The sequence below is a fragment of the Pseudonocardia oroxyli genome (genome assembly GCF_900102195.1).
In the GTDB taxonomy this organism is placed as follows: Bacteria; Actinomycetota; Actinomycetes; order Mycobacteriales; family Pseudonocardiaceae; genus Pseudonocardia; species Pseudonocardia oroxyli.
This window is the reverse complement of sequence record NZ_FNBE01000016.1, coordinates 60,213-77,629: the sequence shown is the minus strand read 5'-3', so window position 1 is coordinate 77,629 and position 17,417 is coordinate 60,213. Positions and strand designations below refer to the sequence as shown.

General features: G+C 73.5%; 21 protein-coding genes. 13 read left to right on the top strand and 8 right to left on the bottom strand.

Annotated features, from left to right (window positions below):
* Positions 1-9: 9 nt before the first annotated feature.
* On the bottom strand, positions 10-768 hold the full coding sequence (locus tag BLS43_RS22475) for an SDR family oxidoreductase (RefSeq protein ID WP_093088554.1): 759 nt from the start codon (positions 766-768) through the stop codon (positions 10-12).
* A 52-nt stretch (positions 769-820) separates the two neighbouring features.
* On the opposite strand from BLS43_RS22475, the gene BLS43_RS22470 reads away from it, so the two are divergent.
* On the top strand, positions 821-1,144 hold the full coding sequence (locus BLS43_RS22470; protein WP_245707701.1) for a winged helix-turn-helix transcriptional regulator: 324 nt from the start codon (positions 821-823) through the stop codon (positions 1,142-1,144).
* A gap of 18 nt (positions 1,145-1,162) precedes the next feature.
* Here BLS43_RS22470 and BLS43_RS22465 read toward each other — a convergent pair whose 3' ends face one another.
* The 4 genes from BLS43_RS22465 to BLS43_RS22450 are packed head-to-tail and all read right to left on the bottom strand — an operon-like array spanning position 1,163 to position 5,171.
* The gene (locus BLS43_RS22465) at positions 1,163-1,840 is read right to left on the bottom strand and encodes a GntR family transcriptional regulator (protein WP_218129946.1); all 678 of its coding nucleotides are present in this window, start codon (positions 1,838-1,840) and stop codon (positions 1,163-1,165) included.
* A gap of 23 nt (positions 1,841-1,863) precedes the next feature.
* Positions 1,864-2,832 (bottom strand): ornithine cyclodeaminase family protein, encoded by a 969-nt coding sequence (locus tag BLS43_RS22460; RefSeq protein ID WP_093088548.1) that lies wholly within the window; start codon positions 2,830-2,832, stop codon positions 1,864-1,866.
* Positions 2,829-3,728 carry an ABC transporter substrate-binding protein gene (locus BLS43_RS22455; protein ID WP_093088545.1) on the bottom strand — a complete coding sequence of 300 codons (900 nt, stop codon included), beginning with the start codon at positions 3,726-3,728 and terminating at the stop codon, positions 2,829-2,831. Before BLS43_RS22455 ends, BLS43_RS22460 begins: the two co-directional genes overlap by 4 nt.
* A gap of 15 nt (positions 3,729-3,743) precedes the next feature.
* A complete protein-coding gene (locus BLS43_RS22450; protein WP_218129945.1) occupies positions 3,744-5,171 on the bottom strand; it encodes an MFS transporter in 1,428 nt (475 codons plus the stop codon).
* A gap of 222 nt (positions 5,172-5,393) precedes the next feature.
* Between BLS43_RS22450 and BLS43_RS22445 the strand changes: the two genes are divergently transcribed.
* From BLS43_RS22445 to BLS43_RS22400, 10 genes are all read left to right on the top strand, one after another.
* Positions 5,394-5,723 (top strand): ArsR/SmtB family transcription factor, encoded by a 330-nt coding sequence (locus BLS43_RS22445; RefSeq protein WP_093088543.1) that lies wholly within the window; start codon positions 5,394-5,396, stop codon positions 5,721-5,723.
* Positions 5,724-5,811: 88 nt separating this feature from the next.
* Positions 5,812-7,236: a substrate-binding protein gene (locus tag BLS43_RS22440; RefSeq protein ID WP_093088540.1), complete on the top strand. Its 1,425-nt coding sequence runs from the start codon at positions 5,812-5,814 to the stop codon at positions 7,234-7,236.
* An 84-nt stretch (positions 7,237-7,320) separates the two neighbouring features.
* Positions 7,321-8,850, top strand: coding sequence for an amidase (locus BLS43_RS22435; RefSeq protein WP_093088537.1), 1,530 nt, complete (start codon positions 7,321-7,323; stop codon positions 8,848-8,850).
* Positions 8,847-9,542 (top strand): nitrile hydratase subunit beta, encoded by a 696-nt coding sequence (gene nthB, locus BLS43_RS22430; RefSeq protein ID WP_093088534.1) that lies wholly within the window; start codon positions 8,847-8,849, stop codon positions 9,540-9,542. The genes BLS43_RS22435 and nthB overlap by 4 nt, the downstream gene beginning before the upstream one ends.
* 2 nt (positions 9,543-9,544) lie before the next feature.
* Complete coding sequence (gene nthA, locus BLS43_RS22425; protein WP_093088532.1) at positions 9,545-10,153, top strand: nitrile hydratase subunit alpha; 609 nt, start codon at positions 9,545-9,547, stop codon at positions 10,151-10,153.
* A complete protein-coding gene (locus BLS43_RS22420; RefSeq protein WP_176921482.1) occupies positions 10,153-10,557 on the top strand; it encodes a nitrile hydratase accessory protein in 405 nt (134 codons plus the stop codon). The genes nthA and BLS43_RS22420 overlap by 1 nt, the downstream gene beginning before the upstream one ends.
* A gap of 338 nt (positions 10,558-10,895) precedes the next feature.
* Positions 10,896-11,378, top strand: a complete 483-nt coding sequence (locus BLS43_RS22415; protein ID WP_093088527.1) for an Asp23/Gls24 family envelope stress response protein — start codon at positions 10,896-10,898, stop codon at positions 11,376-11,378.
* Positions 11,379-11,435: 57 nt separating this feature from the next.
* Positions 11,436-11,909, top strand: coding sequence for a MarR family winged helix-turn-helix transcriptional regulator (locus BLS43_RS22410; RefSeq protein ID WP_245707698.1), 474 nt, complete (start codon positions 11,436-11,438; stop codon positions 11,907-11,909).
* Positions 11,906-13,261: a chloride channel protein gene (locus BLS43_RS22405; RefSeq protein WP_218129944.1), complete on the top strand. Its 1,356-nt coding sequence runs from the start codon at positions 11,906-11,908 to the stop codon at positions 13,259-13,261. Before BLS43_RS22410 ends, BLS43_RS22405 begins: the two co-directional genes overlap by 4 nt.
* Positions 13,262-13,290: 29 nt before the next feature.
* On the top strand, positions 13,291-13,572 hold the full coding sequence (locus BLS43_RS22400; protein WP_143030174.1) for a hypothetical protein: 282 nt from the start codon (positions 13,291-13,293) through the stop codon (positions 13,570-13,572).
* Positions 13,573-13,582: 10 nt separating this feature from the next.
* Here BLS43_RS22400 and BLS43_RS22395 read toward each other — a convergent pair whose 3' ends face one another.
* Both BLS43_RS22395 and BLS43_RS29575 read right to left on the bottom strand, forming a co-directional pair.
* Complete coding sequence (locus BLS43_RS22395; RefSeq protein ID WP_093088516.1) at positions 13,583-14,074, bottom strand: DUF6328 family protein; 492 nt, start codon at positions 14,072-14,074, stop codon at positions 13,583-13,585.
* A 72-nt stretch (positions 14,075-14,146) separates the two neighbouring features.
* The gene (locus BLS43_RS29575) at positions 14,147-14,488 is read right to left on the bottom strand and encodes a TraR/DksA family transcriptional regulator (RefSeq protein ID WP_218129943.1); all 342 of its coding nucleotides are present in this window, start codon (positions 14,486-14,488) and stop codon (positions 14,147-14,149) included.
* Between the two features lie 84 nt (positions 14,489-14,572).
* Between BLS43_RS29575 and BLS43_RS22385 the strand changes: the two genes are divergently transcribed.
* Positions 14,573-15,682, top strand: a complete 1,110-nt coding sequence (locus BLS43_RS22385; protein WP_093088672.1) for a glycosyltransferase — start codon at positions 14,573-14,575, stop codon at positions 15,680-15,682.
* Positions 15,675-16,595 carry a glycosyltransferase family 9 protein gene (locus BLS43_RS22380; RefSeq protein WP_218129941.1) on the top strand — a complete coding sequence of 307 codons (921 nt, stop codon included), beginning with the start codon at positions 15,675-15,677 and terminating at the stop codon, positions 16,593-16,595. Before BLS43_RS22385 ends, BLS43_RS22380 begins: the two co-directional genes overlap by 8 nt.
* Here the strand turns inward: BLS43_RS22380 and BLS43_RS22375 are convergent.
* Entirely contained in the window at positions 16,483-17,370 is an 888-nt protein-coding gene (locus BLS43_RS22375) for a glycosyltransferase family 2 protein (RefSeq protein WP_093088671.1), read from the bottom strand. The two genes, BLS43_RS22380 and BLS43_RS22375, sit on opposite strands and share 113 nt — an antisense overlap.
* Positions 17,371-17,417 lie beyond the last annotated feature (47 nt).

Sequence of the window (17,417 nt, the reverse complement as noted above, 5' to 3'; positions counted from 1 at the left end):
GACGGGGGCTCAGGTGCGGCCGATCACGAACGGCCGGTCGTCCGGTGCCGCTCGACGCGCGGCAAGGATCGCGGTGGCCGCGTCGCCCAGCGGGATGCGCAGTGGCAGGGATGCGGCCTCCGCCGCGTCGGCGACGCCGACCGCGACCTCGTGCGGGCTCATCATCGCCCGGCGCGCCGCACCGGGCTCCAGCAGCGCGGCGTACGGGTCGTCCGGCAGCCGGTAGGTCGTGACCTCGTCGAGTGCGCCGGAGCTCACCGCGCCCGGCTCCAGCAGGGCGACCTGGATCCCGAAGGGCGCGACCTCGATGGCCAGCGCCTCCGCGAGCGCCTCCAGCCCCCACTTCGTGGCGCCGTAGGCGGCGCCCGGTGGCAGCACGATCCGCCCGGCGATGCTCGAGGTGAACAGGAGTCTGCCGCTCCCCCGGGCCCGCATGCCGGGCAGGACGGCCTGGGCCACCCGCAGGGCACCCAGGGTGTTGAGCTCGAACAGTCGCCGGAACTCCTCGGCCGGGATGGCCTCGACGGCGGAGTAGAAGATCTCCCCGGCGTTGGAGACCAGGACGTCGATCTCCCCGGCCGCCGCGACGGCGTGCCGGATGCTCTCCGGGTCGGTGACGTCGAGCGCCAGTCGGCCGTCGACGTCGAGATCGGCCAGGGTGTCCGGCTTGCGCGCCGTCGCCACGACCCGGTGTCCGCGGCGGCTCAGCTCGCTCGCGATCGCCCGTCCGATGCCCTTGGACGCTCCGGTGATGAGCACCGACGCCATCTCGCACCTCCTGAGTTCAGATTCTGAACCAACAAGGCGGTACGCTAGCACAGTGAGTTCAGCTTTCGAACCGACCGGGGTGCGGATCTGCGGCATGGCGGACGCGCTGCGGGTCGTCGGCGACCGCTGGGCACTGCTCGCGCTGCGCGAGGTCGGCTTCGGCGTGACCCGGTTCTCCGACATCCAGCGGCACACCGGGGCGCCGCGGGCGAGCCTGTCCGCGCGGCTGCGCGACCTCGAGGGACACGGGCTGCTCGAGCGACACCGCTACAGCGAGCACCCCCCGCGGGACGAGTACCGACTCACCGAGGCCGGTCGACAGCTGCTCCCCGTCCTGGGCGCGCTGCGGGAGTGGGGCGAGCGGTACGCCCGGTGACGGGTCCGGGTCGACCGGTCAGCGCCGCCGGCTGCGGGTGGCGGCGACCGGGTCCACGGTGGACCAGTCGGCGGCCAGCGCGATGCTCTCCTGACGGCCGGAGGTGACGTGCTCGAACATCAGACGGGCGGCCAGGTCGGCCTCGCCGCCGGCGACGGCCGCGTAGATGTCGTGGTGCTCCTCGCACTGCAGCACCAGGTCCCGGCGGTGGGTCAGCGCGAACAGCCACTGGGTGCGGGCGGCGAGCGGTCCCATCATGGCCGACAGCAGGGGGTTGGCCGCCATGTCGACGAGCACGCGGTGGAAGCCGGAGTTGGCGGCGGCGGTCTCGGGATCGTCCCCCCGGGCGATCGCCGCCTCCGCGAGCGCCATCTGCTCACGAAGCCGGCCGAGCCCGGGCTCGGCCACGCGGGTGGCGGCGAGGCGGACGGCGAGGACCTCGAGGGACTCCCGGACGTCGAACAGGTCCCGGACATCGTCCGCGGTGAAGGGGGCGACGATCGCGCCCTGCCGCGGCACCAGGACGACCAGGCCGTCGCTCTGCAGCTGCTGCAGGGCCTCCCGCAGGGGGATCCGGGAGACCTGCAGCTCGGCGGCCAGGTCCCGTTCGACGAGCCGCTCGCCCGGCTGGTAGGCCAATGTCACGATCCGGCGGCGCAGCTCGGCGTAGGTGCTGTCACGCAAGGAGCCGGTCACGCCGACCACGGTAGCCGGAACGGTCAGGGTCCGAGATCGAGTGCGAGGGCGGCGTAGGCGAGATCCTGCAGGGCGACGCCGACGGAGTTGAACAGGGTGATCTCCTCCGGACCCGTGCGGCCGGGCCGCCTGCCTGCGAGGACGTCACCGAGCTCGGTGGCGTAGTGGCCGGGGGTCGTGCTGCCGTCGGCGATCGCGAGGCGCACCTCCCCCGACTTGGCGAGCTGGATCTCCCGGCTGTCGACGACGACGGTGGCCCGGGCCATGCCCGCGGAGTCGATCTCGCGGTGGTCCGGCCGCGGCGGGGCGCCGACGGCGTTGACGTGCAGGCCGGGCCGGAACCAGACCCCCTCGACGACCGGGGTGCGGGAGGGGGTGACGGTGCAGAGCACGTCGCAGGCCTCGACCGCGGCGCGCGGGTCGGCCGCCGCACGGACCTCGATGGGCGCCACCCCGTCGGCGGCCTCGCGCTTGCGCAGCGCGGTGCGGAACTCCGCGACCCGGTCCGCGGTGCGCGACCAGACCTGCACCGTGTGCAGGTCGCGGACCCGGCGCAGCGCCGTGACGTGCTCGACGGCGAGCGGGCCCGCCCCGATCATGCCGAGCACCCGGGCGTCCGGTCGGGCCAGTGCGTCGGTGGCCACGGCGGTGGCCGCCGCGGTGCGCTCGCGGGTGATCCGGCCGCCGGTGAGCACCGCGCGGCGCGCGCCGGTGCGGGCGTCGAGCAGCACGATCGTGGACTGCTGGGCGGGTCCGTCGCCGGGACCGTTGGCCCGGGCGTCGGTGAGGATCTTGACCGCGGTGAGCCCGAGGCGGTGCGAGGTCGCGATCATGGGCAGCAGCACGGTGTCCGGGCCGGTCTCGGTGAGCGTCGGGACGGGTTGGACGGCGCGGCCGAGGGCCTCGTCGAGGTGCACGGCCCGGACCGCGGCGATCAGGGCGTCGGTGTCGACCAGACCGTCGAGGTCGTCGTCGGTGACGATCCGGGTCATCGGTAGGCCTTCATGAAGCTGTCGTCCGCCAGCTCGGCGTAGCCGGGGGCGCGCACGACCATCTGGCTCTCGGCGAGCATCCGCATCCAGCGGTCACTGGCGGCCGGGTCGATCGCGACGGTCTCCCAGGTCCGCCCGGCCCGCATCTGCGCCACGGCCTCGCGCAGCACGGTGATGTCCTTGCCCGGCCAGCGGGCGGCGAGGACGCCGTCGACCGTCTCGGCCGGGGTGCCCGGCAGCCGGGCCATGGAGGTGGCCAGGCAGGAGACGAAGCGGGTGATCCGGTCGCGGAGCTCCTCGACGCGGTCGGTGCGGCAGTAGTAGACGCTGTTGGGCATCAGGCCGCCGCTCTCGAGGTGGCGGTACACCACGTGCCCGCGGCCCGCGCGCTCCAGCTCGATGGCGGTGACCAGGTCGAGGACGATCGCGTCCCCGAGCCCGGCGTGGAACAGCTCGACGAGCATGGGACCGGACAGGTCCCGCACGAACCGCACCTCGTCGGGGTCGACGCCGGCCTCGCGGATCAGCCCGGCGGTCACGGCGTAGGGGCCGCTGCCGCCTGCGCCGGGGGCGAGGACGGTCTTCCCGCGCAGGTCGGCGAGGGTGAAGTCCGGGTCCGGCGCCCGGCCGAGGACGACCTTGGGGCAGGTGTGGTTGACCTGCCCGACGACGGTGAGCCTGCGGGGGCCGCCTGCGTACATGCCCGGTACCCACAGCCCGCCCAGGGCCAGGTCGGCGGCGCCGGACTCGAGGTCGTCGAGGACCCCCGTCCACGGATCGCGGTCCCGCGCGGTCACCGCCAGGCCCGCCTCGGCGAAGATCCCGGTGACGTCGGCCAGGTACTCGGGCAGGTAGTTCAGTCCGTTGGCGGTGGCGGAGATGCGCAGCTGGTCCATGGCGGGGGTCCTCTCTCAGACGGTGGCCGGCGTGGGCACCGGGGCGTGCTCGTTGACCTGCTCGAGGGTGCGGCCCCTGGTCTCCGGGGCGAACCGGGAGGCGATCACGAGCAGGGCGTACATCACCGCGACCATGCTGAACACCCCGGCGAGTCCCCAGGTGCCGAACAGGGCGACGGCGAGGAAGGGCATGACCGCCCCGGCGATGTTGCCGATGCCGTTGACGATCGAGGTGCCGCTGGCCCGCACGGCCGTCGGGAACAGCTCCGGGGACCAGACCGCGAGCGTGGTGTTGGTGATCATCGTGAAGAACTGGAAGACCGCACCCAGCACCAGGATCCACAGCGTGGTGTGGCCGAAGGCGGCGAACAGGACGGCGGTGGCGCAGCCCAGCAGCGCGGCGCCCCCGACGGCGGAGCGGCGCCCGACCCGCCCGGCGAGCAGCGCGGCGGCGACCGCGCCGAGCAGCGACCCGATGTTCATGATCATGGTGAAGAGCAGGCTCTCGGAGATCGAGTAGCCCCGGGCGACCAGCAGCGTCGGCATGAGGAAGTTCAGCGTGACCTGGGCGCCGAAGGCCATCCAGGACGCCGCGCCGAGGGTCAGCGTGCGCGGCAGCACCGCGCGGGCGAACACCGCGGCGGGCGAGGACTTGAGCTGGCGCTCCGGGATGTCGGCCTCGGTCAACGGGCCGGTCGGCGGCGTCGCCGGTGCCCGCAACGAGTCCGACGTCAGGGTGGTCAGCGACAGGTTGGCCTCGGCGACGCGACCCTTGGACAGCAGGTAGCGCGGGGTCTCGGGCAGCAGCCTGCGGTAGAAGACCACGAGCAGCGCCGGGACCGCCAGGAACAGGAAGGTCCAGCGCCACACCGTGTCGTCGCCGCCCAGACCCGCCGCCAGCGGACCCAGGAGCAGGAAGAACAGGCCGTAGGACACGAAGTTGCCGACGCCGCCGGAACCGATGTTCAGGGCCGCCACCAGTGTGCCGCGGCGCTTGGTCGAGACCATCTCCGACAGCATCGCGATCCCGATGGTGAACTCGCCGCCGAGCCCGATGCCGACGATCAGCCTGCTCGCCAGCAGCACCTCGTAGTTCCAGGAGATCGCGCTGATCACCCCGCCGAGGGTGTAGATCAGCAGGTTCACCGACAGCGCCGTGCGCCGGCCGTAGCGGTCCGCCAGCCAGCCGCCGAGCAGCCGCCCGATCAGACCGCCGACGACCGTGAAGGTGTTGATCAGGGTCAGCTCGGTGTCGGTGATCCCGAGCGAGAGCTTGAGGTTGGCGCCCATGGCGCCCACCGAGTTCTGCTCGAGGGTGTCGAAGAACATCCCGGCCAGGATCAGCATCAGGACCCAGAACTGGGCCCGGGTGAACCCGGCCCTGTCCAGAGTGGTGGCGATGGTGCCGGAGGGCTGCGCCTCCGGGAGGTGGGTGGCAGACATCTTCTGTGGGCTCCACGTCGGGTGGGTGGCCCTCCCGCCGGCGGCGAGGAGGGGCAGAACCGGCCGTGCAACGAACAGTAATAGTGGTATACCGCTAACGTGTTCGGGGGATGTCCTCGCGTTTCACCGACGTAACAGACCTCGTATATCACTGGACGGCATGCGACCCCGCGGGCTGTTGTACGCTCATGTCAGCAACCGCTGACACTTGGAGGGCCGGACGTGGACTCGAACATGGCCTTCGACGCCCTGGCCGATCCGGTCCGCCGCGACATCCTCGGGATCCTCGCGGCCGAGGAGGAGTGCAGCGTGGGGGCGATCGCCGAGCGCATCACGAGCGTCGGTCGCACCGCGGTGTCCACCCACCTGAAGGTCCTGCGGGTCGCCGGCCTGGTCAGCGAGCGCCGCGACGGACGATTCCGGTACTACTCGATCGACCCCTCGGGTTCGGCGCGGGACGTGCTGACCCTGCTCCACCAGGTGTTCCGTTCGGGCCTGCGCTCCGTGGGCGACGCGGTGCCCCGGGCCGTCGAGCACGAACGCCCCGCCTGACACCCGGTAGGCTGCGCGTCCTCCCCACGCGACCCGCCGCAGTCTCGACCCCTTCCGTCCGGCACGACTGACACCCCACGGGGGCTCGATGTCCGTCCTCACGCTGACCGCGCAGGAGGAGGTGCCTGCGCCGCCGCACGTGGTCTTCGGCCTGTTCGGCGCGGGGGCGGGCGCGGGCTGGGTGTTCGACGCGCTGTGCGACCGGGTGGTCCCCGGCGCCGCCGTCACGTTGCGGGCTCCGCTCGACCCGGACGGCGCCCTGGTCGAGATCGTCGGCCGGATCGGCACCGTGCGGACCGGCCGGATGATCGAGATCGTGCACGACCAGCCGTGGCGCGGCCGGACCGTGCTGCGGTTCGCCGCGCACGGCACGGGCACCCGGGTCCGCCTGCAGTCCGAGCTGGACCAGCCGGGGTTCGAGTGGCTGATGCGCAGGCGCGGTCACGTCCTGCGCACCGCGGCGCACGAGAACACGACCATCGGGCTGCTCACCTCCAAGTCCGGGCCCGGCAACCTGTTCGCCGCGGCCTCGGACAACATGGCCACGCTGGCCCTCGAGGAGATCAACGCCGACGGCGGATTGCGCGGTCGCCCGGTCGAGCTCGTGGTGGGGGACGACGCGACCGACCCGGCGACCGGGGCGCGGGAGGCGCGCAGGCTCGCCGCCGCGGGCTGCCGGACCATCCTCGTCGCGACGACGTCGGCCACCTTCGTCGCCGTGTCCGCCGCGATGGCGGACTCGGGCGTCCTGCTCGTGCAGACCCTGATGAACGAGGGTGGGATGTCGGGCGGCCTGCGCGTGCAGCTGGGTGAGCGTCCCGCCGAGCAGCTCGCGGCGGCGGCCATGCCGATGATGCGGGCCGCGGGCGGGCGGCGCTGGTTCCTGGCGGGCAACGACTACTGCTGGCCGCGGGCCACCCACGCCGCCGCCCGGGACGTCCTGCCCCGACTCGGCGGCACCCTGGTCGGGGAGCGTCTCGCGCCACTGGGGACCACGGAGTTCGCCGCCGTCGTCGAGGCCGTGGAGCGGTCGGGCGCCGACATCGTGCTGTCGACGTTCGTCGGCGCGGACGCCGCGACCTTCCAGCGGCAGTGCCACGAGCGCGGCCTGCACCACCGCTGCCTCACCCTCGCCCCGGCCATGGACGAGTCCACGCTGGCCCGCATCGGCGCGGAGGCGACCGCGGGCCTGCACACCGTGTCCGGCTACGTCGAGTCCCTGGAGACCGAGCGCAACTCCACGCTGCTGCAGCGCTACCGGGAGCGGTTCGGCCGATGGGCGCCGCCGCTGTCGACCTTGAGCGAGTCGGTGTACGAGGGCGTCCGGATGTGGTTCGCGGCCGCGCTGCGGGCCGGCAGCGACGACCCGCGCGCTGTGGCCGGGGCGATGCACGACGCGCGCTTCGAGATGCCGCGCGGCACCGTCACCCTCGACGCGAACGGCGTCGTCGGACAGCGCATCCACGTGGCGGAGGCGGTCGGCACGGACCTCCGCGTGGTCACCTCCTTGTAACAAGTCAATATGTCGCAACCCGTTGACATGTGAAGCGGGGTGTTCGTAGATTCACCCGCACCTACGGACGACAGGAGCCCACCTGTGGCTGTTCCCCCACCCGAGCCGGAGCGGCTCGCCGAACTGGGCGCCGACCTGGGCCTCAGCAGCGCGGAGCTCGCGGAGTTCGCCCCCGCCGTCGCCGCCAGCTTCGCCGCGTCCGACGCCGTCGAGGCGCTCTACCGCCGCACCGCACCCACCGCGCCCGTCCGGGAGTGGCAGCCCGGCGACCACCCCCTGAACGCCTGGGCCGTGACGGCCGAGGTCTCCGGGGTGACCGACGGGCCGCTCGCCGGGCGCACGGTCGCGATCAAGGACAACGTCGCGGTCGCGGGCATCCCGATGGCCAACGGGTCCGCGACGGTCGAGGGCTTCGTCCCGACCCGGGACGCGACCGTGGTCGAGCGCCTGCTCGACGCGGGCGCCGTGATCACGGGCAAGGCGGTGTGCGAGGACCTCTGCTTCTCCGGTGCCAGCTTCACCTCCCAGCCCCTCCCGGTGCGCAACCCCTGGGACCCCACCCGGAACGCGGGCGGCTCGTCCTCGGGCAGCGCGGTGCTGGTCGCGACCGGCGAGGTCGACCTCGCCCTCGGCGGCGACCAGGGCGGCTCCGTGCGGATCCCGAGCTCGTTCTGCGGGACCGTCGGGCACAAGCCGACCTTCGGCCTGGTGCCCTACACCGGCGCGTTCCCGATCGAGCAGACCATCGACCACCTCGGGCCGATCACCCGCACCGTGGCCGACGCCGCACTGATGCTCGACGTGCTCGCCGGTCGGGACGGGAGGGACCCGCGCCAGCCCACCGTGATCGACCCGGTCGACTACTCGGCCGCCCTCGCGGAACCCGCCGCGGGGCTGCGCGTCGGGATCGTCACCGAGGGGTTCGGGCATGCCAACTCCGACCCCGCGGTGGACGCCGCCGTGCGCGCCGCCGTCGACGTCCTCGCCGCGGCGGGGCTGTCGGTCGGCGAGGTCTCGATCCCCTGGCACCTCGACGCCATGCACGTCTGGAACGTGATCGCGACCGAGGGCGCCGCCTACCAGATGGTGGACGGCAACGCCTACGGCATGAACTGGTCCGGGCTCTACGATCCCGAGCTGATCGCCCACTACCGGCGCGGGCGCGCCGAGCGCGGCGCCGAGCTGTCCAAGACGGTCAAGCTCGTCGCGATGTCCGGCAGGCACACCTTCGCCGTCGGCGGCGGCACCTACTACGCCATGGCCCAGAACCTGGTGCCGGAGGTCCGCGCGGCCTACGACGCGGCGCTCGCGGAGTACGACGTGCTCGTCATGCCGACCCTGCCCTACACGGCGCGGGAGATCCCGCCCGCGGACGCCGACCTGGGCACCTACCTCGACACGGCCCTGTCGATGATCGCCAACACCGCCCCGTTCGACATCACCGGGCACCCCGCCTGCAGCGTGCCGACCGAGCTGGTGGACGGGCTGCCGGCCGGCCTGATGATCATCGGCAAGCACTTCGCCGACGCGACGGTGCTGCGCGTCGCCCACACCTACGAGCTCGCCCGCGGTGGCTTCCCCGCCCCGCGACAGACGACGGGAGTATCCGGATGAACGGTGTCTTCGACCTCGGCGGCACGGACGGGATGGGCAAGGTCCAGACCGTCGAGAACGAGCCGGTGTTCCGCGCGGAGTGGGAGAAGGCCGCCTTCGCGATGTTCTCGAACTGCTTCCGCGCCGGCTTCTTCGGCGTGGACGCGTTCCGGCACAGCATCGAGAAGATGGATGCGGCGGAGTACCTGCTCTCCAACTACTACGAGCACTGGGTGCACGTCGTGGAGGACCGCGGCGCGCAGAAGGGCGTGATCGACCCCGCCGAGCTGGAGGAGCGGACCCGGTTCTACCTCGAGAACCCGGATGCGCCGCTGCCGGAGCGCGAGGACCCCGAGCTGCTCGCCTTCGTCGACGCCGTCGTGAAGAGCGGGGCGCCGGCGAACCGGCCGACGGACAAGATCGCCCAGTTCAAGGTCGGTGACCGGGTGCGGGTCAGCGACGACAGCCCCTACGGGCACACCCGCCGCGCGCGTTACGTACGCGGCCGCACCGGCGAGATCACCGGCGCGCACGGCGCGGCGATCTACCCCGACAGCGCGGGCAACGACGGCCCCGAGGCGCCCGAGCACCTCTACACCGTGCGGTTCACCGCCCAGGAGCTGTGGGGGCCGGACGCCGCCGAGCCCAACAACACCGTGTACTTCGACGTGTGGGAGCCCTACCTCACCCTCGCGTCCGACGACAGGAGCTGACGATGAACGCGCCCACCGACACCCGCCTCCGCACCCAGGAGGAGATCACAGCCCGGGTCAAGGCCCTGGAGGCGATGCTGATCGAGAAGGGGATCATGACCACCGAGGCGATCGACCGCCTCGCCGAGATCTACGAGAACGAGGTCGGGCCGCAGCTCGGCGCACAGGTCGTCGCCCGCGCGTGGACCGACCCCGAGTTCAAGGAGCGGCTGCTCGCCGACGCCTCCGCCGCCTGTGCCGAGATGGGCATCGGCGGTCTGCAGGGTGAGGAGATGGTGGTCGTCGAGAACACCGACACCGTCCACAACGCCATCGTCTGCACGCTGTGTTCGTGCTACCCGTGGCCGGTGCTCGGCCTGCCCCCGAACTGGTACAAGGCCCCGGCCTACCGGGCGCGCATCGTCCGCGAGCCCCGCAAGGTCCTGGCCGAGGACTTCGGCTTCCCGATCCCGGACGACGTCGAGGTCCGGGTCTGGGACTCCAGCTCCGAGCTGCGCTACTGGGTGCTCCCGCAGCGCCCGGCGGGCACCGAGGACCTGGGCGCCTTCGAGCTCGCCGCGCTCGTCACGCGGGACTCGATGATCGGCGTCGGCCCGGTCGGGACGCCGTGATGCGCAGCGACACGACCGAGCTCGGGGACGCCCGACGCCGGGTCGAGGCCCTGGTCTGTGACCTGCCCGGCGGCGGGGTGGACGAGCGCATGTTCAGCGAGCCGTGGGAGCTGCGGGCCTTCGCCATGGCCGTCGCGGCCTACCACAACGGCAAGTACGAGTGGAGCGAGTTCCAGCTCTCACTGATCCAGGCGATCAAGCAGTGGGAGGGCGGCGGTGCCGGCGAGCCGTGGAGCTACTACGAGCACTGGGTGACCGCGCTGGAGTCCGTGCTCGCGGACAACGGCGTGCTCTCCGACGCGGACGTCGACGCCCGCACCCGCGAGGTCCTGGCCGTCCCGAAGAACGCCAACCACCACGAGGCACACCGGGAGCCGGTGGCCGTGTCGCCCGCGCGCGGCTGACCCCGCACGCCGCGCGGCCTCCCCGCCCCCGGGAGGCCGCGCGGCCCTCTCCCCTTCCGCCCCCGTCCTCGTACAGTCTCGGCAGGACCGGGGAAGGACGAGGACACCTCGGACGAGTCGAAGTACGTCACCGGCATCACGCTCACCCTCGATGCGGGCGCCACCCTGCCGTTCAAGCTCCCCCACTCCGCGTGACCCGTGAGCGGCGATGGTCGCCATGGCGACCATCGCCGCTCACGAGGCCCGACGCCACCGAGGTCCCGGTCCGACGGCGAAGTGTCGGCGACACACGTCACACCGATCGGAAGTGAGGATCTCGTTTCGGTGGCGTCTCACCGATGTCACCGCAGCCCGCGGTGCCACCGGAAGGAGAGATCATCGTGACCACCTCGAAGACCGCCGAGGGCCTGACCACGAGCCAGGGCGCCACCACCATCGCCGACACCGTCGTGGCCAAGATCGCCGGATTGGCGACGCGCGAGGTCACCGGCGTCCACGACCTCGGGGGCGGCGCGGCACGGGCGTTCGGTGCGCTGCGCGAGCGCATCCCCGGGGCGACCGTCAACGCTGCTCAGGGCATCTCGGTGGAGGTCGGGGAGAAGCAGGCCGCGGTCGACGTCAACCTCGTCGTCGAGTACGGCGTCGCGATCGCCGACCTGGCGAAGGCGGTCCGGCGCAACGTCGTCGGCTCTCTCGAGCGGATGACCGGCCTGGAGATCGTCGAGGTGAACATCGCGGTCGACGACGTCCACCTCCCGTCCGACGACGCGGACGTCACCGACGGTGCCGAGCACCGCGAGAGCTCGACCCGGGTCGAGTGACCGCTCCGGACGACAGAGTTGCACACGGCAATCATGGCACTGTGCAATGATGTTGCGGTGCAACGAGTCGGCGAACCCTCCACGGACGAGCTGGTCGACGCGGTGATGACGGCGAGCCGCGCGCTGCTCGCCGTGGTCGCCCGGTCCCTCGCCGCGGTCGACGAGGACGTGACGCTCCCGCAGTACCGTGCGTTGATCGTGCTCGCCCAGCGCGGCGCCCGGCGCCCGGTCGACCTGGCGGGCGTCCTCGCCGTCACGCCGTCGACCGCGACCCGGATGTGCGACCGCCTGGAGGCGCGCGGCCTCGTCGGGCGCGACCGGGTCCCGGACGACCGCCGCGAGGTGCAGGTCAGCCTCACCGCCCGCGGCCTCGCACTGGTCGACGAGGTGACCCGGCGGCGCCGCGCCGAGCTGGGGACCCTGCTCGCGGGCATGGCCCCGCGCGACCGGGACGCGGTCGTCCGCGCGCTGCGGACGTTCGCCGAGTCCGCGGGCGAGGTGCCCGAGCAGGAGTGGGCGGTGCTGCCGTGACGACCCTGCGCCGCCTGCACGGGTGGCTGGTCGCCACCCAGTACGGCCTCGTCGGACTCGCCCTGATCATCGGTGCGGGGGCCGGACTGGGTGCCGTCGTGTTCCGGTACCTGATCCTCGCCATCACGAACCTGGTCACGGGACGGGACGACTTCAGCGACGCGGGCCGGGTCGCCAGCCTGCACCTGCCCGCGCTGGGACCGTGGTTCCTGCTGCTCGCCCCGGTCGTCGGCGGCCTGCTCTACGGGCCGCTGGTATACCGGTTCGCCCCCGAGGCCCGCGGCCACGGGGTGCCCGAGGTGATGCTGGCCGTCGCGCGGAACGGTGGTCGCATCCCCGCCCGGGTGGCGGCGGTGAAGTCGCTGGCGTCGGCACTGTGCATCGGGACCGGCGGGTCCGTCGGGCGGGAAGGACCGATCGTCCAGATCGGCTCCGCGCTCGGCTCGTCGATCGGGCAGTGGCTGCGGGTCCCCGAACACCGGCTGCGGCTGATGGTCGCGTGCGGGGCCGCGGGCGGGATCTCCGCGACGTTCGACGCACCGGTGGCCGGGGTCTTCTTCGCGCTGGAGATCATCCTGCGCGCCTTCACCGCCGAGGCCTTCGGCGTCGTCGTGATCTCGTCGGTCACCGCGAACGTGATCGCCCACGCCCTCGTCGGGCACGACCACGTCCTCCAGCTGCCCGCGTACTCGCTCGGTTCGGCCGCCGAGCTGCCCCTCTACGCCGTCCTCGGTCTCGCCGCCGGCGTCGTCGGCTGGGGTTTCGCCCGGTTCCTCTACCTCGTCGAGGACGTCTGCGACCGGGTCTGGCGCGGCCCCGAGTGGCTGCGGCCCACCGTCGGGGGCGTGCTGCTCGGCGCGGTCCTGCTCGCGCTGCCCCAGATGTACGGGGTGGGCTACCCGGTCCTGGAATCGGCGGTCTCGGGGTCGTACACGCTCGGTCTCCTGCTGCTCCTGCTGGTCGGGAAGATGGTCGCCACCAGTTTCACGATCGGCATCGGCGGCTCCGGCGGCGTCTTCGCGCCCTCGCTGTTCGTCGGCGGCATGCTCGGCACCGCGTTCGGGGTCGTCGCCCAGGCCGCGTTCCCCGGACTCGCCCTCTCCCCCGGCGCGTTCGGACTTGTCGGGATGGCCGCGGTGTTCGCCGCCGCGAGCCACGCCCCCATCGCGGCCGCGCTCATCGTGTTCGAGCTGACCGGCCAGTACGCGGTCATCCTGCCGCTGCTCGTCGCCGTCGCGCTCGCGACCGGGCTGAGCCACCTGATCTCCCGGGACACCATCTACACCCGCAAGCTGCTGCGCCGCGGGATCGACATCGACGAGTCCATGGTTGCCCGGGAGGGCCGGGGGTAGTGGCGACCGACCGCAACGGAGGTAGCGCCATGGCCGTGTCCACCCGCCCGAACGCCGCCCAGCTCAGTGCCGCGCTCGGGCCCTTCGTGGCCTGGCTCGCCAGCCGCGAGCCCAACGAGATCGTCCGGGTCCGGCACCGCCGGCTGGTGGAGGACTACCTGCGCTGGGCGAGCGCGGACAGCGGCGCCCCCGGCGACCGTCGGACCCGCTACGAGCGGCTGTTCGAGGAGCCGACGCTGTCGTGGGTGCGGTCCGCGCTCGACGTCTTCGCCGAGCACCGCGCCATCCGGGCGGCCACCCGCATCGAGTAGAGGCGCCGCGTCAGCGAGACAGCCTGCGGCGGATCGTCAGGGGCACGACGACCCACAGCAGCACCAACACGACCAGGCCCGCGGCCGCGGCCAGGTACCCGGCGGCCCCGCCGAGCACGACGTCGAAGATCAGCCCCAACACGCCGAGCACCGAGGCGCCCAGCACCGCGAGCCCCGCGATCGCGAACCGCTCCGCGGCGGCGACCAGCTCCCGGCGGGCGTGTCGGCGGAACAGCACCCGGTGCAGCAGGACGGGCGCGATCAGCAGCCCGGTCGCGAGCACCGCGAGGCAGGTCGTGACCAGGTACAGCACCCGCTGGTGGGCGACGAGATCGGTGAACCGGCTCTGGAAGGGCACGGTGAGCAGCAGCCCGGTGAGCAGTTGCACCCCGGTCTGGGAGACCCGCAGCTCCTGCAGCAGGTCCGCCCAGTTGCGGTCCAGCCGCTCGGTCGCCGTCTCCCCGGGCCGCGCCGCCGCATTCCAGCTCGAGTCGTCCGGCACCCCGGCATTATGGAGCCACAACCGTCGAATCGGGGGCCCCGGACGACAGTTGTGGCTCCACAATGCGCGGGGTCAGGGGGCGTGCTCGCGGCAGGTGCGCGTTTCCGGGCGGGCCTGCAGGCGTTCGTCGTCGATCTCGCGGCCGCAGACCATGCAGCGGCCGTACTCGCCGCGGTCGAGCCGGTCGAGGGCCTCGCCGACCTCGCGGCGCTGCCTGCGGATCGTGTCGACCGCCTGCTCACCCTCCGTCGTGTGCGCCAGGTCGGTGCCCGCGTCCCCGAAGTCCTCCCCCGCCGTGCCCTGCTCGGCGAGGGAATCGCGGCGCGCGGCCTCGTCGGCCGACTCGGTGCGCAGCTCGCCGTCGAGCCGGTCCCGCTCGGCGGTCAGCACGTCCCGGGCTGTCGTGTCGTCCATGCCCGACCGCTACCCGCGCCGCGGGGCGTCCACACCGGCGGGGTTTCGGCCCCGGTCCGCGGGGAAGTGGGGGCGGTGATCGCGATGGTGCAGGGCGGCGCCGACCCGCTGCGCGACGGCGTGGCCGACTACACCGAACACCTCGCCGGTGCGCTCACCGACGCGGGCGAGGACCTGCTGCGCGTGTCGGTGTCCGGCTCGCTGCCCAGTGTCCTGCGGGCCGCACGGATCCTGCGCACCCGCCGCCCGGAGGTGGTCCACGTGCAGTTCGCGCCGTCGGCCTTCCGGTTCCGACCCTGGATCGGCCTGCTGCCCGTGCTGGTGGGGGCACCGGTGGTCACGACCGTGCACGAGTACGGCTGGTGGGCGTGGCCGGATCGGGCGCCGAACCGGGCGTGGCGGGTCCTCGATCGCCGGGGCGTCGACCGCGAGACCTGGCTACTCGTGCCGCGCAGTGCCGCGGTACTCGCCACGAACGCAGGACACCAGCAGGCGATCCGCGAGCGCAGCCGGGTGCTCGCCGCGCGGGTGCCGTTGGCCCCGAACGTGGCCGACCGGGCCACCGAGCCGCGCGGGGTGACCCGCCGCCGCCTCGGGCTGCCCGACGACGCGGTGGTCGTCGTCTTCTTCGGGTTCGTCCACCCGGTCAAGGGGGTGCGGTACCTCGCCGACGCGATCGCCCGGGTGGGCGCCCGGCACACCGAGCGGCTGCACCTGCTCGTCGTCGGTGGGTTCACCTCGCAGGCCCTGCCCGAAGACGAGGCCCGTGCGTTCCGGGACGAGCTGCTCGCCGAGATCGCGGCGACGGGGGTCCCGGCCACGATCACCGGTCACCTGCCCGAGGAGCAGGTGTCCGCCGCGCTGCACGCCGCCGACCTGGCCGCGTTCCCCCTGACCGCGGGTGTCACGACGAAGAGCGGGGCCCTGCTCTCGGCGTGGGCGCACGGCCTGCCGACCGTGGTCACGGCCGCCGACCCGCCCGACCCCGAGCTGGTCGACGGCGAGACCGTCGTCGTCGCGCGGGCCGTCCGGGACGGCGAGGCGCTGGCCGTGGCGCTGCGTCGGCTGCTGGACGACCCGACGCTGCGCCTGCGAGTGGCGGCGGGCGGCGCGGCCGCGGGCGCGACCCGCAGCTGGGAGCGCCTCGCCGAGGTCCACCGCAAGCTCTACGCCGAGGTGCGTGCGGGTGCCTGACCGGATCCTGGTCGTCGAGCTGTTGGGCGGGCTGGGCGACCTGGTCATGGCGCTGCCCGTCGTGCACGGCCTCGCCGCCCGCTTCCCCCGCGCCGAGCTGCGGGTGCTCACCCACGACCCGGGTGCGGCGCTGCTCGACTCCGACCCGACCGTGACGGAGGTGCTCCGGGCCGCCCGCGGCGCCGAGCCCGAGGCGGTCGCCGCGGCGCTCGACGACACCGACCTCGTGGTCAGCACGACCCGGCTGCACGGCATCCCGGAGCTCGTCGCCGAGCACGGCACGCCGGGCGTCACGGACCTGTGGCGGAGCCCGCCGCCCGACGAACCGGTCTCCCGCCGGTACGTCCGGATCCTGGCCGCGGAGGGCCTGCTCGCGCGCTGGTACCGGCCGCCGCGCCTACACCTGACCGCCGCCGAGGTCGCGGCGGCCGACGCCGCCCTGCCGTCCGGGGTGCCCACCGTCCTCGTCCCCGGGGCGGGGATGTCGGTGAAGGTCTGGCCCCATTGGGCGGCGCTGTGCGGGCTGCTCGACGCGCCGGTGGTGGCGGTCGGGCCCGGGACCCCGGCCCCGGAGCTGCCGCCGACCGACCTGCGCGGGCTCGCCGCCCGGTTCGCCGCGGTCGGGTGCCGCGGGGGCACCGTGATCGGCGGCGACACCGGCCCGACCCGGGTCGCCGCGGCCGCGGGCGCGCGGACCGTCGGTCTGTTCGGGCCCACCCTCGCCGACCGCTACGGGTTGGACATCCCGGGGGTGAGCCTGCAGGGCCTGCCCGGCTGCCCGCACCGGCTCCCGACCGCGATCACCGAGCAGGTGTGCTGGTGGGAGGCGCGCTGCCCGCTGGCTCCGCTCCCGGCGTGCCTAGTCGACCTGTCCCCCGCGGCCGTCGCGGCGGCAGCAACCCGTCGGCCGTGACCGAGCGGTCCGGGATCGTCGTCACCGACTCCAGGTGGACCGCACCCGACGGCAGGATCCCGGCCCCGCCGTACTCCGCGAGCACGCGCTGCTGGGCCACGACGTCCTCACCCACCACGGTCTCCGGCACCTCCGACCAGAAGTCGAACCCGCCCACCGCCTCGAGCGCCGCCCGGTCGTAGAGCGTGCACCCGGCGACCCAGGCGATCTTGTAAGCCACCCAGCGGTCGTCCGGGCGCACGTGGCGGCGGGCGAGGTGGACGGGGTTGGCCGCGTTGTGCAGGCGCCAGCGCTCCCACTCGGGGGTGTCGGGGCGCAGGTCCTCGGGCTGCGGGGGCCCGTCCCACCGCTCGAACGCCGCCTGCTCGGCGGGGCGCTCGTCGGCGACGTAGGACAGGCCCTCCAGCGCCGCGCCCACGAGCCCGCAGCCCAGCTCGACGATCGCCTCGTGCAGCCGGGCGACGGTGCCCGGGGCGAGCCAGACGTCGTCGTCGAGGAACAGCACGTACCGCGCGGTGGACCGGCCCGCCAGCGCCGCCCGGTGCTCCGCCACCCCTCGCCGGGGCAGGTGTCTGCCGGTGCGCACCCGGTGTCCCGCGAGCTCGAGCACCCTGATCATCGCCCGGGCGGGGGCGGTGTCGTAGGAGGCGGGTCCCGTGGACTGGTCGAACACCACCAGGTCGAAGGGGTGGTCCTGGGCCGCCAACCCGGCCAGGGTCGTCGCCAGCTCGACCGGCCGATCGCACGTGGGCACCAGAACCTCGACGGAGGGCATGCGCGCCACTACCCGGACGCGGCGCAGGCATGCCGAGACGAATCGGG